We start from the raw sequence: 15,133 nt of genomic DNA, 5'->3' as shown, positions 1-15,133 counted from the left end.
CACGACATCTCGATGGCCTGCGATGCCAAGGCGCTCGCCGGCATTTTCCACGCCCCGCACCTGATCTGCCGGGCCGCTTATGCTGCGCCCATGGTGGAACTGCTTTGTTCCTGGATGGCCCGGGTGGGCGCGGCCCTGCTGGAGTTGCGGTTGCTGCGCAGCAGCGACGGCGGCTTCAGGGTGACCGTCATCACGGCGGCCATCGCGGTCATCGTGTGCCTGGCGTTGCTGTCCTTTTACGCCTGAGCCCGCTGTCCCGGGTACCGTCGTGCCGGTTGTCAGGGGTCCGCGCCATGGGCAGCTGCCGAACCCAATGCAGCGCCACCTCGCATTCCAGTGCGGATGCTTCGATCACGGCGCAGGCGAGGCATCAAACATGGGCGGCCGCTTTCCCGGCTCGGCACCCCCGAACGTCTCGGGCACGCAAAAGTGGACGACATGCTCCAGACATAAACGCTCGCCAGTCATTAATTGGCCGTGGCTTTCTATTTATTAAATCAATTGAGATCCCTGAAATTTCCAGGATATATTTTTGACGTGCCTTCTCGAGACAATGGATTGGAATAGTTGCTTCATTGATTCTGTTTTTATCTTCATTCAGCCACTGAAGGAAAGATTGATGAGAATAAGGCCTTTAGTTGCCAGCGTATGCCTTTCCTTCTCAGGCCTTGGATCTGCATGGGCAGATACCCAGTACACCTATGCGGGCGTCAACTACAACGATGCTCATGCGCCTTACACCACCGCCATGGGCATCAGCGGCTCAATGGTCCTGCCTGCGACCCTGCCGGCCAGCCAGACGGACATCGTCATCGGTCCGGGAACGTCCTACCCGATCAGCAACTGGTCGTTCAGCGACGGCGTGAATACCTATACGCAGGCCAATGCACAGATCCTGGCTGGTATTTCGATCGGTGATCCGCCGCGCTTCAAGGTTTCTACCGATGGCAGCGGCAATATCACTGCCTGGAACCTGGCGATGGTTTCACCCGCTGCGCCCCATGTCCCAGGCCAGCCGGTGGACGCTTTCAATATCGCCTCAGGCTCGGGGGACATCGCTGGTGACCATTCGGACACCACATGCGTCTTGTTGAATGGCAATGTGTGCAGCCAGGTGCTTGATGGTGGTACAGGATTCACTTTTTCGCCTGCCCAAGGCAGCTGGAGCATGCAACCCTACATTCCCCCGCAGCCCGGCCCGGTGGCGGTGCCGCTGCTGGGGTGGCCTGCGCTGCTGGCGCTGATGGGCGGCGTGGCCGGTCTTGCAGCGTGGCAACGGCGCAGGGATGGTGTGGGAAGGTAGGCACGCAGGACCTTCCTGCGCGGCTGTGCTCCGCACGAATCTCAATGCAGCGCCACCATCAACTGCCCGTTCTCGCTGCGCACCGCATGCGCGCGCACGGAGTGCTCGGGCGCTTCCAGGCATTCGCCGGTGGACAGGTCGAAGTGGTGCTTGTAGATGGGCGAGGCGACGACGACGCGCTCGCCCAGGCTGCCGACCAGGCCGCGCGCTAGCACGCTGGCACCGCAGCGCGGGTCCACGTTGTCTATGGCGTAGAAGCGGTCGTCGCCGATGCGAAAGACCGCCACATGGCGGCCCTGGACGAGGGCGCAGACGCCCGTGTCGGGGACGATGTCCTGGGTGGCGCAAACGGGCAGCCAGTGTTCTTGGGAGGCATGTGCCATGGCGGGTCCTTGTCGCGGGTCTCTAGGGGGTGTCAGGCCGTGGCCTCGCTGCGCTCCTCGGAGCGCGCCGGGCGGATCTGGCCGCGCTCCTGCACGAAGACGATGTGCTCGTCGGGCTGGTCGCTGTTGATGAAGCTGCGAAAGCGCTGGCGCACCTCGGGCGTGGTGACGGCGGTCTTCCACTCGCATTGGTAGGTGTCCACCACATGCTGCATCTGGGCCTCGAGTTCGGCGCCCAGGCCCAGGCTGTCGTTGACCACCACGTCCTTGAGGTAGTCCAGGCCGCCTTCCAGGTTTTCGCGCCAGGTGCTGGTGCGCTGCAGGCGGTCGGCCGTGCGCACGTAGAACATCAGGAAGCGGTCGATGAGCTGCAGCAGCCTGTCCTTGGACAGGTCGGAGGCGATCAGCTCGGCATGGCGCGGCTTCATGCCGCCGTTGCCGCAGACGTAGAGGTTCCAGCCCTTGTCGGTGGCGATCACGCCCACGTCCTTGCCCTGGGCCTCGGCGCATTCGCGCGTGCAGCCCGAGACGCCGAACTTGATCTTGTGCGGCGCGCGCAGGCCCTTGTAGCGGTTTTCCAGCTGCACGGCCAGGCCCACGCTGTCGTCCACGCCGTAGCGGCACCAGGTGGAGCCCACGCAGCTTTTGACAGTGCGCAGCGACTTGCCGTAGGCATGGCCGGACTCGAAGCCGGCCGCGATCAGCTCCTCCCAGATCAGTGGCAACTGCTCCACGCGCGCGCCGAACAGGTCCACGCGGGCGCCGCCCGTGAGCTTGGTGTACAGGCCGTATTTCTTGGCCACCTGGCCGACGGCGATCAGGCCGTCCGGCGTGACTTCGCCGCCGGGCATGCGCGGCACCACGGAGTAGCTGCCGTCCTTCTGGATGTTGCCCAGGTAGTAGTCGTTGCTGTCCTGCAGGCTGGCCAGCTGGGGCTGCAGCACGAACTCGTTCCAGCACGAGGCCAGGATGCTGGCGGCCAGCGGCTTGCAGACATCGCAGCCCAGGCCCTTGCCGTGTCGGTGCAGCAGCTCGTCGAAGGTCTTGATGCCGCCCACACGCACCAAGTGGTACAGCTCCTGGCGCGAGTGCGGGAAATGCTCGCAGACATGGTTGTTGACGGCCATGCCGCGCCGGGCCATCTCGGCCTTCATGACCTGGGTGGCCAGCGGCACGCAGCCGCCGCAGGTGGCGCCGGCCTGGGTGCAGGACTTGAGCTCGGCCATGGTGCAGGCGCCTTCGCCCACAGCCGCGCAGATCTGCGCCTTGGTGACGTTGTTGCACGAGCAGATCTGCGCCGTGTCGGGCAGGGCGTCCACGCCCAGCCCGGGCCTGGCCTTGCCGTCGCTGGAGGGCAGGATGAGGAACTCCGGCTCCTCGGGCAGCGCGATGCTGTTGAGCGTCATCTGCAGCAGCGTGCCGTACTCATCGGCATTGCCCACCAGCACGGCGCCCAGCAGCTGGCGGCCGTCCTCGCTGACCACGATCTTCTTGTAGACCTGCTTGCGCTCGTCGATGAACTGGTAGTTGCGGCTGCGCGGCGTCTTGCCCTGTGCGTCGCCGATGCTGGCCACATCCACGCCCATGAGCTTGAGCTTGGTGCTGAGATCGGCCCCACCGAAGGCGGCCTCGGCCTCGCCCGCAATGTGGCGTGCCGCCACGCGCGCCATGTCGTAGCCGGGTGCCACCAGGCCGAAGGTCTGCTCGCGCCAGGAGGCGCATTCGCCAATGGCGTAGACGCTGCGGTCGCTGGTGCGGCAATGGTCGTCCACGGCCACGCCGCCGCGCGGGCCTATGGCCAGGGCGCATTGGCGGGCGATCTCGTCGCGCGGGCGGATACCGGCGGAGAAGACGATCATGTCGGTTTCCAGGTGCGTGCCGTCGGCAAACACCATGCGGTGGCGCGCCGTGGCGCCGTCGGTGATCTCCAGCGTATTGCGGCCCGTGTGCACCTGCACGCCCAGGTCCTCGATCTTGCTGCGCAGCACGCGGCCGCCGCCGTCGTCCACCTGTACGGCCATCAGGCGCGGGGCGAACTCGACCACATGGGTCTCCAGGCCCAGGTCGCGCAGGGCCTTGGCGCATTCCAGGCCCAGCAGGCCGCCGCCCACCACCACGCCGGTTCTGGAGCGCGCGGCCGATGCCTGCATGGCCTCCAGGTCCTCGATGGTGCGGTAGACAAAGCAGTGCGGCCGGTCGCGTCCCGGCACGGGCGGCACGAAGGGCGCCGAGCCCGTGGCCAGCACCAGCCTGTCGTAGGGGATGATTTCGCCATCGGCCGTGGTCACGGTGCGCTCGCGCCGCTCCACGGCTGCCGCCCTGGCCGCCAGGCGCAGCGTGAAGCCGCTGGCCTCGAAGAAGCCGGGCTCGACCAGGCTCAGGTCCTCGGCGCTCTTGCCGGAGAAGAATTCCGACAGGTGAACACGGTCGTAGGCGGCGCGCGGCTCCTCGCACAGCACAGTGACGTTCGCGTCTGCCACGCCCAGGGCATGCAGCTGCTCGAGAAATTTGTGGCCCACCATGCCGTGGCCGATCACAACGATGTTCATCTGGCGTCCTGCGTTGCGCATCCAGTGTTTTGCGGGCCGCAGGCCAGGGCCGGCGGGTCAGGGCTGCCCATGCAAGTGCCGTGCCAGCACCGCGGCGCGGTGCCTGCCCGTGGTGCACGCTGTCTGGTGCGCAGACAGCGTGCACCGCAATGCGCCCGCCGCACCGTGCAGGGGCGGGGTGCGCCGTGGTGGTGCGTCAAGTGCGATCAAGTGCGCCAGGTCCGCCAGGTGCGCCAGGAACGCTGGGTGCGTCAGGCGCGAGGCAGTCCCTGCGCGCGGCTGCGCCAGGCCTCGGGCGCGCAACCGAATTGCGCAGCGAACCAGCGCGTGAAGGCGCTGTGGCTGGCATAGCCGAGCATGGCGGCGACCTGGCCCACGCTGTAGTGGGGATGGTCCAGGTAGCGCAGGGCCAGTTCGTGGCGCACTTCGGTCAGCAGCTCGCTGAAGCTCAGGCCTTCGCGGTCCAGTTCGCGCTGCAGCGTGCGCAGGCTGCGCCCCATGCCCTGCGCCACGCCTGCGCAGGTGGCGTTGCCCGAGGGCAGCAGCAGGTAGATGACCCTGCGCGCCTGGTGCCCCACGGATGCGGCACGGTGGGCCGGCATGGCCTCCACCAGCCGCAGCGCATAGCGCGCCAGCGCGGGGTCGGCCAGCGGGTTGGGCTCGTCCAGGTCGGCGGCGCGGCAGGTGATGCCGTTGAACTCGGCGCCGAACGTGATGCGGCAGCGGAACATGCGGCGGTGCTCGGACAGGTCGGCCGGTGGCGCGTGGCTGAAGCTGACGTCCTGCGGCCGCCAGCGCTCGCGCAGCAATGCCTCGCACATGCGCCACAGCACGCCCATGGCCAGTTCCACGGACTGGCGCATGGCGCCGTGCAGGACGAAGTCCTCGCGCAGGATGACGATGCCCCCTGCATCCTCCAGGTGGATCAGCAGCGATTCGTTGACCAGGTGCATGTGCGCGACCAGCGTGTCCAGCGCATGGCGCAGCGTGGGCTGGTGCTGCAGCAGCAGGCTCACGGCGCCGAAGCTCGACAGCTGGCGGTGCCGGGCCATGCGCAGGCCCAGGGACTCGCAGCCCGTGGACTGGGCCGCGTCTTCCAGCAGGCGCGCGACGATGGCCACGTCGATCAGCTGGTCCTGCTCGCGCAGCAGCGCGGGCCGCAGGCCGGCCTGGCGCAGTGCCTTGTCGGGGTCGCCGCCCAGTTCGCGCATGACGTCCGAAAAATGGGTCAAGGCCGCCGCGCGCACCATGGTGACCATGCTTGCCCTCCTGTCAGTCCGTGGCCTGGTGGCACGAAATGCAAAGAGGATGGCATGGCTTGCATAGTCCGCGGAACCGGGTTTTCCTACATTGCAGAGACCGGCCCCACGCCGGGCGGACCGTGCCGCCACGGGCCTTCACAACAATGACAGGAGACAGGCATGCGCATAGAGCCCATGACATGCGCCATCGGCGCCGAATTGCTCGGCGTGCGGCTGGCCGACGCGGTGCGCGACGACGCGCTTTTCTCGGAGATCCGGGCGGCGCTGCTGCGCCACAAGGTGCTGTTCCTGCGCGACCAGGGCCTGGCGCGCGCCGAGCATGTGGCCTTTGCGCGGCGCTTCGGCGAGCTGGAGGACCATCCGGTGGCCGGCAGCGATCCCGAGCATCCGGGCCTGGTGCGCATCTACAGGACGCCCGAGCAGCCCAACGACCGCTACGAGAATTCCTGGCACTGCGACGCCACCTGGCGCGAGGCGCCGCCCATGGGCTGCGTGCTGCACTGCGTGGAATGCCCGCCCGTGGGCGGCGACACCCTGTGGGCCAACATGGCGCTGGCCTACGAACGCCTGCCGGACGCCGTCAAGGCGCTGATCGCGCCGCTGCGCGCGCGCCACAGCATCGAATGCACGTTCGGTGCGGCCATGCCCATCGAAAGGCGGCTGGCGCTCAAGGCCCAGTACCCCGATGCCGAGCATCCCGTGGTGCGCACCCATCCCGAGACCGGTGAGAAGGTGCTGTTCGTGAACGGCTTCACCACGCATTTCACCAATTTCCATACGCCCGCCAATGTGCGCGTGGGCCAGGACTTCACGCAGGGCGCCTCCGGCCTGCTGCAGTACCTGATCGGCCAGGCTGCCATCCCCGAGTACCAGGTGCGCTGGCGCTGGCGGCCGGGCAGCGTGGCGATCTGGGACAACCGCGCCACCCAGCACTACGCGGCCATGGACTACCCGCCCAGCCACCGGAAGATGGAGCGCGCGGGCATCGTCGGCACGCCGACCTTCTGAACCACGATCACGACACAAGGAGACACGCCATGAACTTTCTCGACGGCCACCTGTTCCCCGAAAACCAGCAGCCCCTGATCATCACGGCCGCGCCCTATGCGCCCTCGTGGCTGCCCTCGGACTTTCCCGGCGAGATCGCCGTGACCATGGACGAGCAGATCCAGAAGGCCGTGGACTGCTACAACGCCGGCGCCACCGTGCTGCACCTGCATGTGCGCGAGCTGGATGGCAAAGGCAGCAAGCGTTTGTCGAAGTTCAACGAGCTGATCGCCGGCGTGCGTGCGCGTGTGCCCGAGATGATCATCCAGGTGGGCGGATCGATCAGCTTTGCTCCCGAGACGGACGGCGCGGCCGCCAAGTGGCTGTCCGACGACACGCGCCACATGCTGGCCGAGTTGGAGCCCGTGCCCGACCAGGTCACGGTGACCATCAATACCTCGCAGATGAATTTCCTGGAGCAGTTCGATGCGCGCGACATACGCGGCACCTCCATGGAGGACCCGGCCGTCTTCAATGCCTACAGGGAGATGACCGTGCCCGCCCAGCCCGGCTGGGCCGAGGAGCACATCCGGCGCCTGTCCGCCGCCGGCATCCAGAGCGCCTTCCAGTGCTACAACATCAACAGCTTCGAGTCGGTGGAGCGGCTCATGCGCCGCGGCATCTACAAGGGCCCGCTGGTGATGAACTGGGTGGCGATTGGCGGCGGCATGGATGCGCCCAGCATCTACAGCCTGGCCAACTTCGTGCGCGCCGTGCCCGACGGCGCCGTGCTCACCGTGGAAAGCTCGGTGCTTAACGTGCTGCCCGTGAACATGATGGGCATTGCCATGGGGCTGCACGTGCGCTGCGGCACCGAGGACAACCTCTGGAACCAGCGCCGCACGGCCAAGATGGGCACGGTGGCGCAGATCGAGCAGCTGGTGCGCATCGCAGTCGAGTTCGGCCGCCCCATCGCCACGGCGCAGCAGGCTCGGGAGATCTGCCGGATCGGCCAGTTCTACGGCACCGTGGAAGAGACGCTGGCGGCCAACGGCTTCGCGCCCAACCGCAACGGCGCCCAGCAGGGGTTTCTGCGCAAGGCCGCCTGAACCGGGAGCCCATGATGCAACGCATGCCCCCCTGGACTGCCATCGCCCTGGCCGCCTCGCTGCTGGCCGGTGGCGCCCACGCCTTCGGCGACAAGCCGGTCCGGCTCATCGTGCCGGCGCCGCCCGGCGGCACCATCGATGTGTTCGCGCGCATCATCAGCGACCAGCTGGCGCAGGAGATACGCCAGCCCGTCATCGTCGAGAACCGGCCCGGCGCCGGTGGCGCCATCGCCGTCAAGCACATGCTGTCCCAGCCGGCCGACGGCAGCACGCTGCTGGTGACGGTGACCAACATCCTCACCGAGGTGCCCCATGTGCTCAAGGTCGGCTTCGACCCCATGAAGGACGTGCGGCCCGTGGCGCAGATGGCGCGCTCGGTGATGCTGTTCATCGCCTCGCCGCAGTTTCCCGCGCGCGACGGGGCCGAGGCCATCGCCTACGTGAAGGCCCACCCGGGCACGCTGTCGTTCGCCTCGTACAGCCAGGGCACGGCCTCGCAGTACGCGGGCGCCATCCTCAACAGAAGGGCCCACCTGGACATGGAGCATGTGGCCTTCCCGGGCTCGGCGCCCGCGCTGGCCCAGGTCATGGGCAACCAGATCCCGCTGATGTTCGACGGATCGGTCACCTCCAAGCCGCTGATCGCTGGCGGCAAGGTCAGGCTGCTGGCCGTGGCCTACAAGAGCCGGCTGCCCGACTACCCGCAGGTGCCCACGCTGGCCGAGCTGGGCTACCCCGAGGTGGATTTCAGCAACTGGAGCGGCGTGTTCGCCTCGGCGCAGACGCCGCGCCCGCTGCTGGAGAAGATCCACGGCGCGCTGGCCCGGGTCAACGCCCGCAAGGCCGTGCGCGAACGCTATGCGGGCACGGGCTTCGAGCCCGTCGAAGGCGATCGCTCGCTGGAGCAGATGTCCACCGACCTGCGCGCCGAGTTCGATCGCAATGCCGAGATCGTCCGGAACTTCGACATCCGGCTCAACTGATGCAGGGCGCCCCACCCAGGCGCTACACAAGGAGACTCCATGGCAAAGGCCATACGCTTTCATACCACCGGCGGCCCCGAGGTGCTCAGGCTGGAGCATGCCGAGGCCGGCGCGCCGGGACCCGGCCAGGCGCGCGTGCGCCACAGCTTCATCGCCGTCAACTTCATCGACATCTATTTCCGCACGGGCCGCTATCCGCTGGCCCTGCCCAACGGCCTGGGCTCGGACGCCGTGGGCGTGGTCGAGGCCGTGGGGGAGGGCGTGACCGAAGTGCGGCCCGGCGACCGCGTGGGCTACCTGATGGGCCCGCAGGGCGCCTACAGCGATGTGCGCGTGATGCCGGCCGATGTGCTGATCCCGCTGCCCGACGGCATCAGCGACCGCACGGCGGCCACGCTGATGATGAAGGGCATGACGGCGCAGTACCTGTTCCGCCAGGTCCATCCGCTGCAGGGTGGCGAAACCATCCTCTACCACGCGGCGGCCGGCGGCGTGGGGCTGATCGCCTGCCAGTGGGCGCGTGCCCTGGGCGTGACCATGATCGGCACGGTGAGCACCGACGAAAAGGCCGCCGCCGCGCGCGCCAACGGTTGCGCCCACGTCATCGTGACCTCGCGCGAGAACACCGTCGCTCGCGTGATGGAGATCACGGGCGGCAAGGGCGTGCCCGTGGTCTATGACTCGGTGGGCAAGGACACGCTCATGGATTCGCTGGACTGCCTGCAGCCGCGCGGCCGGCTGATCAGCAACGGCACCTCGTCGGGCTCGGTGGTGGTGGACTCCCAGCTGCTGGCCTCCAAGGGATCGATCTGGATGACGCGGCCCGCGATGGTGCACTACATCCAGCCGCGCGCCCACATGCTGGAGATGGCGCGCGAGCTGTTCGACCATGTGCTGGCCGGGCGCATCGCCAGCGAGCCCCAGCAAAGCTTTGCGCTGGCCGATGCGGCCCAGGCGCACCAGGCGCTGGAGTCGCGCCGCACCACGGGCGCGACGGTGCTGATTCCCTGAAATGGACCTGCCATGCAGACCCCTGCGCTCCATGCCTTCGGCACCGTGGCCGCAGGCCGCAGGCCCGTCACCTGCGGCCTTATCCGCAGTGCCAGCCTGCATGGCTATGCCGACCTGGTGAAAAGCCTGGGCCATGATCCCGCCGTCCTTGTGCGCGCGGCGGGACTGTCGGCGCGCCTGCTCGACGACCCGGAGACGCTGATTCCCATCCATGCCGTGCGCGAGCTGCTGGAGGTGGCCGCGCGCACCACGGGAACGCAGGATTTCGCGCTGCGCCTGGCGGCGCGGCGCAGCCTGTCCCACCTGGGCCCCATCAGCCTTGTGCTGCAGCAAGAGCCCACGCCGCGCCAGGCGCTGGACACGCTGTGCCGCTACCTCAAGCTGCTGAGTGCGGGCATGTTCGTACGCATCGAGGACGCGGGCTCCGGGGTGCTGGTGCGCCAGGACCTGGTGCCCATCGCGGGCATGGCCATGCGCCAGTCCATGGAGCTGGCGGTGGGCGTGATGTTTCGCGTGCTGCGCGAGCTGATCGGCGCCCAGTGGCGCCCGCAGCAGGTCAGCTTCGTACACCGTGCACCGGCCGATGCGTCGGCCCACCGTGCCTTCTTCGGCGTGACCCCTTTGTTTGACCAGCCTTTCAACGGCATGGTCTGCCGCCTGGCGGATCTGCAACTGCTGCGCGAATGCGGCCAGGCGCAGGGCTCGGGCGTTGCGCGCTTTGCGCGAAGCCATCTGGAGCAGGCGCTGCGCAGCCGGGGCGAAGGCATGCAGGCGGCCTGCAGGGAGCTGATCATTGCATTGCTGCCGGGCGGCCGCTGCACGGCCCAGCAGGTGGCGCGCCACCTGGGAATGGACCGCCGCACGCTGCACCGCCGCCTGCTTGCGGAGGGGCAGACTTTCTCGGCACTGCTCGACACCCTCCGCAGGGAACTGGTGCTGCGCCATCTGCAAGACGGTGGCCAGCCCCTGAGCGAGGTGGCGGGCCTGCTGGGGTTTGCCGCGCCCAGCGGCTTTTGCCACTGGTTCCGGGCCGCTTTCGGCGCCAGCGTCTCGGACTGGCGCAGGCGGGGGCAGGGACGGGTTGGCGAGGCCTAGTGCGTCAGGCGGTCTTGCGCAGAAATCCCTGGTTGCCGCCGTTGCGGTTGGGCGCGAAGCCGTTGGCCGCCAATGTCTCTTCGGCGGTGTCGTAGAACACGCCAATCTTGCTGATGGCGCGCGCCTGTTGCGCCGTGGCGATGGGGCGGCCGAACTCGCGCGCGATGCGCACCAGCTGTTCGATCTGGGAGACCGTGCTGGCCTTGGCGCTGCGCGACTGGTTCCACAGGCAGTCCTCGGTGCCGCAGCGCACGTGCAGGCCCATGGCGATGCCCATCATGTTCACGGGCAGCACGTTGCGCACATTGCTTTCCACGGTGAGCACGGCGCCGTCGGGCACGGCGCGCACGAAGTGGGCCAGGCTGTAGATGCTGGGCGCGTCCATGCCGCCGCCGATCGCCACCCAGTTCATCACCAGCGGGCCCTTGTAGATGCCCCGGCGCATGAGCCGCTCCACCGACTCGAAGCTGTTGATGTTGTAGCACTGGAAGGCGCTCTGGATGCCGGCGGCGGACAGGCGCCGGATGTGCTCCTCGGCCCAGCCGGGCTGGGCGGGCACGGTCATCTCCTTGTAGGCGTCGAAGATGGCGGGATTCTCGCGCGAGGTGCCCCTGAAGTCCGCGTCCTCGGCCTGCTCCGTCACGTTCATCTGCGAGGTATTGACGGTCACCGTGACCTGGTCGGGCACGGGCTCCAGCTCGGCCAGCATGTGGCGCGTATCGTCGGACAGCCACTTGGCGGCCGCGCCGTCCGTCTCGGGAGCAAAGCTGATCGATCCGCCCACCTGGATGATCATCTCGGGCACGCGCGCACGCACGCCGGCGATCAGCTCGTTGAACTTCGACAAACGCTTGCTGCCTTTGCCATCCAGCTCGCGCACATGCAGGTGCAGCACGGTGGCGCCGGCGTTGTAGCAGTCCACGGCCTTCTGGATCTGCTCGTCCATGGTCACGGGAATGTCTTCGGGGAAATCGCCGGGCAGCCAGCCCGGCGCATAGGGGGCCGCCGTGATGATCAGGGGCTGCTGGTTTTCGGGGAACAGGTGGCCATCGAGAAAATTCATGGGACGCTCCGGTGGGTGGGGGTGAGGGGTAGGTGTGGAAAGAGTCTGTGCAGGGCCTCAGCGCGGGATGTCGCCGACGATGCCTGCGCGCTCCATGCGGCGGGGCGCCGGGTAGTAGTCGTTGAGCGCGTAGTGCTGGGTGCTGCGGTTGTCCCAGACGGCCACGTCGCCGGGCTTCCAGGACCAGCGCACCTGGTATTCGGGAATCGTGGCGCGGCTGATCAGGTAGTTCATCAGCAGCGCGGCGCCGGGCGCCTTGTCTATGCCGTGGCGCACGTTCTCGGGCGTGCTGTAGTTGACGAAGTGGGTGCTGAAGCCCGCGCCCACGAACAGCAGCTTCTCGCCGGTCTCGGGGTGGGTGCGCACCACGGGATGCTCCACGGGCGGGTGCTCGCTGGCCAGCCGAGCGCGCGCCTCGGGCGCCATCACGGCACCGAAGGTGTGCTCTATGCCGGCCTTGGCGCGCAGGCCGTCGATGCTGCGCTTGATGCTCTCGGGCAGCTCCTCGTAGGCCTTGACCATGTTGACCCAGATGGTGTCGCCGCCGATCGGCGGGCACTCTATGCAGCGCAGCACCGCGCCCATGGCCGGGTTGGGGCGCCACAGGCCATCGCAGTGCCAGGTGTTTTCGTAGCTGTGCGGATCGTCGCTGCGGTAGATGCGCACCAGGCCAGGGTGCTCGGGATCGCTGCCTGCCACGGGATGGTCCTCCAGTGGGCCGAAGCGGCTGGCAAAGGCCACATGTTCGGCGCGCGTGATGTCCTGGTCCCGGAAGAACAGCACGCGATGGGTCAGCAGCGCGGCGCGGATGTCCGCGAACAGTGCGGCGTCGCGTGCGGCATCGCCGAGATGGATGCCGGATATTTCGGCGCCGATGGCGGGGGTGATCTGTCGGATCTGCATGGTCGGTGTTTCCCTGGAAGTCAGTTCGCGGTGATCTGGTATTTCTTCACGATGCCGGCGTTGCGCTCGGACATCTGGCGTGTCTCGCGCTGCAGTGCGGCGGTGTCGGTGAGCACCTCGGGCTCCAGCCCCACGTCGGAGAGTTTTTGCTGCACGGCCGGCGCGCTGGCCGCTTTCCCGATGGCGGCGCGCAGGCGTTCCATGGTTTCGGGCGGCAGGCGGGCCGGCACGATCAGGCCCACCCAGCCGCGAAACTGCAGCTCGGGGTAGCCGAGTTCGGCGGTGGTCGGCACCTGGGGCAGGTGGCGCGAACGCCGGGGGCCGGAAAACGCGTAGGCACGCAGCTTGCCGGCCCTGATCAGGGGCACCGAGGTCAGCATGCCGTCGAACATGACGTCCACCTGGCCGCCCAGCAGGGCCTGCACGGCCGGCGGCGAGCCCGCGTAGCCCACGTGCTGCAGGTCCAGGCCCGCCTTGTCGCTGAGGATCAGGCCGGCGTAGTGCGACACGGTGCCGGGGCTGTAGCTGGCAAAGCTGGTCTGGCCTTTGCGTGCCTTGAGCTGCGCGAGCAGCTCCTGCATGTCCTGGGCGGGCTGGCTGGCCCCGGCCACCAGCACCACGCCCGAGCGGGCCAGCGAGGCCAGGGGCACCAGGTCCTTGAGCGGATCGAACGGCATCTTGATCACATGGGGGATCTCGGCCAGCAGATTGCTTGCGCCCACCAGCAGCGTCTGCCCATCGGAGGGCGCCTGCAGCAGGGTCTGCATGCCCAGCAGGCCGCCCGCGCCCGGGCGGTTGTCTATCACCACGGCCTGGCCTGTTTCAGACGCGAGCTGCTGGCCCACGACGCGCGCCACGATGTCCATGGTGCCGCCCGGCGGTGCGGGCACGATGAGCCTGAGCGGCTGGCGGCTCCAGGCCGTGCCGGCGATGGCGATGGTGATGGCGCAGCCCGCGAGCAGCGTGGCGATGGCGTGGGGCAGTCTCATATCCGTGTCTCCTTGTTCCGTGTTCTGGCATCCAGTATCGAAAGCCCGCTTTCCCGGGACTTGCCATTGGGGGACAGGCATTTGCCTTGTTGGGACAAATCCATGGCAACCCTGACCAGGGCAACCCGCGCATGTCGTGAATTGCAAAGCCGTTGGCATGAACTGCCAAGAAGCGGCGCGATGGCGTTCCTAGAGTCGATTCGTGGCGCAGGACCGCGCCAGCCCCCACGATGAACAGGAGACCCCCATGCCCCGACTTCACCCCCATCCCTGCGGCCTGCACGCGCTGGGCCTGCTGTGTCTGACAGGCGCGGCCGCCGCCCAGGCGCCCACCTCGGTCACGCTGTTCGGCGTGATGGACGCCGGCATCAGCCGCTACAGCGTGCGCAGCGAATCCTGGGACGCGGGCCCCGCGCGCTCGGCGCGGCAAAGCACCTGGGCGCTGTCGCCTTCGGGCAACCTGGCCAGCCGCATCGGCATACGCGCCAGCGAGGACCTGGGCGGCGGCCTCATGGCCGGCCTGTGGCTGGAGGCGCCGGTGGCCAATGACACGGGCGGCGGCGCGCTCAACTTCGGGCGGCGCGCCACCATCAGCCTGTCCGGGCGCCTGGGCGAGCTGCGCATGGGGCGCGACCACACGCCTTCGTTTCTGAACGACTGGGCCTTCGACCCCTTCACCGTCAACGGCGTGGGCACCAACCTGATCGCCGTGGTCAACAGCAACCTGGCCATCGCCCGCGCGCTGGCCACGGGCGGCCTGCTGGGCGGCGGGCTGTCGGCGGGCACGGACACCTATCTGCGCGCAGGCAATTCCATCGGCTATTTCCTGCCGCCGGGCCTGGGCGGCGTCTACGGGCAGGCCATGTACGCCTTCCCCGAGAACAGCTCGAAGCGGGGGCGCTACGCGGGTGCCCGCATCGGCTGGGCCATGGGGGCGGCCGATGTGGCGCTGGGCTATGGCGAGAACACCCTGGGCACCTCGGGCGCCGGCGCGGAAAAGATCCGCTCGCTGAACCTGGGCGGCTCCTATGACTTCGGCCCGGTCAAGCTGTTTGGCGAATGGTCCGGCGTGCGCAATGAGCGGCGCGACGCCGGCACGCTGGCCGCCATCAACGACCGCTACCTGGGCGTGCTGGCCGGCGTGAACATCCCCGTGGGTCAGGGGGCGCTGCGCGCCTCCTATGCACGTGTGCAGTTCAGGAATGGCCAGGGCCTGGCCGACGGCGATTCCTCGGTGAACAAGCTCGCCCTGGGCTATGTGCACCCGCTGTCCAAACGCACGGCGCTGTACGCCACGGTGTCGCGCATCAGCGTGGGCAACGGGCGCAACAACCCGGGCGTGATGGGCGTGACGCCGCTGGTGGTCAGCAACCCGGCCATCCTGCCCCAGCCCGGCTACCTGACCACGGGCGGCATGCAGCCGGCCGGCGCGCTCGGGCTGGACCTGGGCCTGCGGCTGATGTTCTGAACGGCTGGGCCAATCGTTCTGAACGGCC

General features: G+C 68.2%; 14 protein-coding genes. 8 read left to right on the top strand and 6 right to left on the bottom strand.

The window, feature by feature from the left end:
* Positions 1–12: 12 nt before the first annotated feature.
* Entirely contained in the window at positions 13–246 is a 234-nt protein-coding gene (locus GRX31_RS14880; protein WP_160853335.1) for a hypothetical protein, read from the top strand.
* A gap of 286 nt (positions 247–532) precedes the next feature.
* Positions 533–1,303: a hypothetical protein gene (locus GRX31_RS14875; protein WP_237426686.1), complete on the top strand. Its 771-nt coding sequence runs from the start codon at positions 533–535 to the stop codon at positions 1,301–1,303.
* A gap of 41 nt (positions 1,304–1,344) precedes the next feature.
* Here GRX31_RS14875 and nirD read toward each other — a convergent pair whose 3' ends face one another.
* The 3 genes from nirD to GRX31_RS14860 all read right to left on the bottom strand — a co-directional run bounded on the left by nirD (position 1,345) and on the right by GRX31_RS14860 (position 5,494).
* Positions 1,345–1,686, bottom strand: a complete 342-nt coding sequence (gene nirD / locus GRX31_RS14870; RefSeq protein WP_047325972.1) for a nitrite reductase small subunit NirD — start codon at positions 1,684–1,686, stop codon at positions 1,345–1,347.
* Between the two features lie 32 nt (positions 1,687–1,718).
* On the bottom strand, positions 1,719–4,235 hold the full coding sequence (gene nirB / locus GRX31_RS14865; protein WP_160853333.1) for a nitrite reductase large subunit NirB: 2,517 nt from the start codon (positions 4,233–4,235) through the stop codon (positions 1,719–1,721).
* A gap of 251 nt (positions 4,236–4,486) precedes the next feature.
* On the bottom strand, positions 4,487–5,494 hold the full coding sequence (locus GRX31_RS14860; protein ID WP_160853331.1) for an AraC family transcriptional regulator: 1,008 nt from the start codon (positions 5,492–5,494) through the stop codon (positions 4,487–4,489).
* 162 nt (positions 5,495–5,656) lie between these two features.
* Between GRX31_RS14860 and GRX31_RS14855 the strand changes: the two genes are divergently transcribed.
* The 5 genes from GRX31_RS14855 to GRX31_RS14835 are packed head-to-tail and all read left to right on the top strand — an operon-like array spanning position 5,657 to position 10,682.
* A complete protein-coding gene (locus GRX31_RS14855) occupies positions 5,657–6,505 on the top strand; it encodes a TauD/TfdA dioxygenase family protein (RefSeq protein ID WP_016450062.1) in 849 nt (282 codons plus the stop codon).
* 29 nt (positions 6,506–6,534) lie between these two features.
* Complete coding sequence (locus tag GRX31_RS14850) at positions 6,535–7,593, top strand: 3-keto-5-aminohexanoate cleavage protein (RefSeq protein WP_160853329.1); 1,059 nt, start codon at positions 6,535–6,537, stop codon at positions 7,591–7,593.
* Between the two features lie 14 nt (positions 7,594–7,607).
* Entirely contained in the window at positions 7,608–8,576 is a 969-nt protein-coding gene (locus tag GRX31_RS14845) for a Bug family tripartite tricarboxylate transporter substrate binding protein (RefSeq protein ID WP_063327991.1), read from the top strand.
* A gap of 39 nt (positions 8,577–8,615) precedes the next feature.
* A complete protein-coding gene (locus tag GRX31_RS14840; protein ID WP_046240897.1) occupies positions 8,616–9,587 on the top strand; it encodes a quinone oxidoreductase family protein in 972 nt (323 codons plus the stop codon).
* A 12-nt stretch (positions 9,588–9,599) separates the two neighbouring features.
* Positions 9,600–10,682: an AraC family transcriptional regulator gene (locus tag GRX31_RS14835; RefSeq protein ID WP_160853327.1), complete on the top strand. Its 1,083-nt coding sequence runs from the start codon at positions 9,600–9,602 to the stop codon at positions 10,680–10,682.
* A gap of 4 nt (positions 10,683–10,686) precedes the next feature.
* Here the strand turns inward: GRX31_RS14835 and GRX31_RS14830 are convergent, their stop codons facing one another.
* From GRX31_RS14830 to GRX31_RS14820, 3 genes are read right to left on the bottom strand one after another with little or no spacing between them, the layout of a single operon-like run.
* Positions 10,687–11,745: a 3-keto-5-aminohexanoate cleavage protein gene (locus GRX31_RS14830; protein WP_126312797.1), complete on the bottom strand. Its 1,059-nt coding sequence runs from the start codon at positions 11,743–11,745 to the stop codon at positions 10,687–10,689.
* Positions 11,746–11,802: 57 nt separating this feature from the next.
* Positions 11,803–12,648, bottom strand: coding sequence for a TauD/TfdA dioxygenase family protein (locus GRX31_RS14825; RefSeq protein WP_016450763.1), 846 nt, complete (start codon positions 12,646–12,648; stop codon positions 11,803–11,805).
* Positions 12,649–12,668: 20 nt separating this feature from the next.
* Entirely contained in the window at positions 12,669–13,637 is a 969-nt protein-coding gene (locus tag GRX31_RS14820) for a Bug family tripartite tricarboxylate transporter substrate binding protein (protein WP_017407306.1), read from the bottom strand.
* A 247-nt stretch (positions 13,638–13,884) separates the two neighbouring features.
* On the opposite strand from GRX31_RS14820, the gene GRX31_RS14815 reads away from it, so the two are divergent.
* Positions 13,885–15,105, top strand: coding sequence for a porin (locus GRX31_RS14815; protein WP_016450761.1), 1,221 nt, complete (start codon positions 13,885–13,887; stop codon positions 15,103–15,105).
* The last annotated feature ends 28 nt before the right edge of the window (positions 15,106–15,133 follow it).

Origin of the sequence: Delftia sp. CH05, assembly GCF_009827015.1 — a bacterium.
GTDB lineage: Bacteria > Pseudomonadota > Gammaproteobacteria > Burkholderiales > Burkholderiaceae_C > Comamonas > Comamonas tsuruhatensis.
This window is presented reverse-complemented; position numbering and strand designations above follow the sequence as displayed.

What these genes read in the sequence shown, in the direction of transcription:
- GRX31_RS14880 (WP_160853335.1), top strand. Translation starts at nt 13, where the DNA reads ATGGCCTGCGATGCCAAGGCGCTCGCCGGCATTTTCCACGCCCCGCAC.
- nirD (WP_047325972.1), bottom strand. Translation starts at nt 1,686, where the DNA reads ATGGCACATGCCTCCCAAGAACACTGGCTGCCCGTTTGCGCCACCCAG.
- nirB (WP_160853333.1), bottom strand. Translation starts at nt 4,235, where the DNA reads ATGAACATCGTTGTGATCGGCCACGGCATGGTGGGCCACAAATTTCTC.
- GRX31_RS14860 (WP_160853331.1), bottom strand. Translation starts at nt 5,494, where the DNA reads ATGGTCACCATGGTGCGCGCGGCGGCCTTGACCCATTTTTCGGACGTC.
- GRX31_RS14855 (WP_016450062.1), top strand. Translation starts at nt 5,657, where the DNA reads ATGCGCATAGAGCCCATGACATGCGCCATCGGCGCCGAATTGCTCGGC.
- GRX31_RS14850 (WP_160853329.1), top strand. Translation starts at nt 6,535, where the DNA reads ATGAACTTTCTCGACGGCCACCTGTTCCCCGAAAACCAGCAGCCCCTG.
- GRX31_RS14845 (WP_063327991.1), top strand. Translation starts at nt 7,608, where the DNA reads ATGCAACGCATGCCCCCCTGGACTGCCATCGCCCTGGCCGCCTCGCTG.
- GRX31_RS14840 (WP_046240897.1), top strand. Translation starts at nt 8,616, where the DNA reads ATGGCAAAGGCCATACGCTTTCATACCACCGGCGGCCCCGAGGTGCTC.
- GRX31_RS14835 (WP_160853327.1), top strand. Translation starts at nt 9,600, where the DNA reads ATGCAGACCCCTGCGCTCCATGCCTTCGGCACCGTGGCCGCAGGCCGC.
- GRX31_RS14830 (WP_126312797.1), bottom strand. Translation starts at nt 11,745, where the DNA reads ATGAATTTTCTCGATGGCCACCTGTTCCCCGAAAACCAGCAGCCCCTG.
- GRX31_RS14825 (WP_016450763.1), bottom strand. Translation starts at nt 12,648, where the DNA reads ATGCAGATCCGACAGATCACCCCCGCCATCGGCGCCGAAATATCCGGC.
- GRX31_RS14820 (WP_017407306.1), bottom strand. Translation starts at nt 13,637, where the DNA reads ATGAGACTGCCCCACGCCATCGCCACGCTGCTCGCGGGCTGCGCCATC.
- GRX31_RS14815 (WP_016450761.1), top strand. Translation starts at nt 13,885, where the DNA reads ATGCCCCGACTTCACCCCCATCCCTGCGGCCTGCACGCGCTGGGCCTG.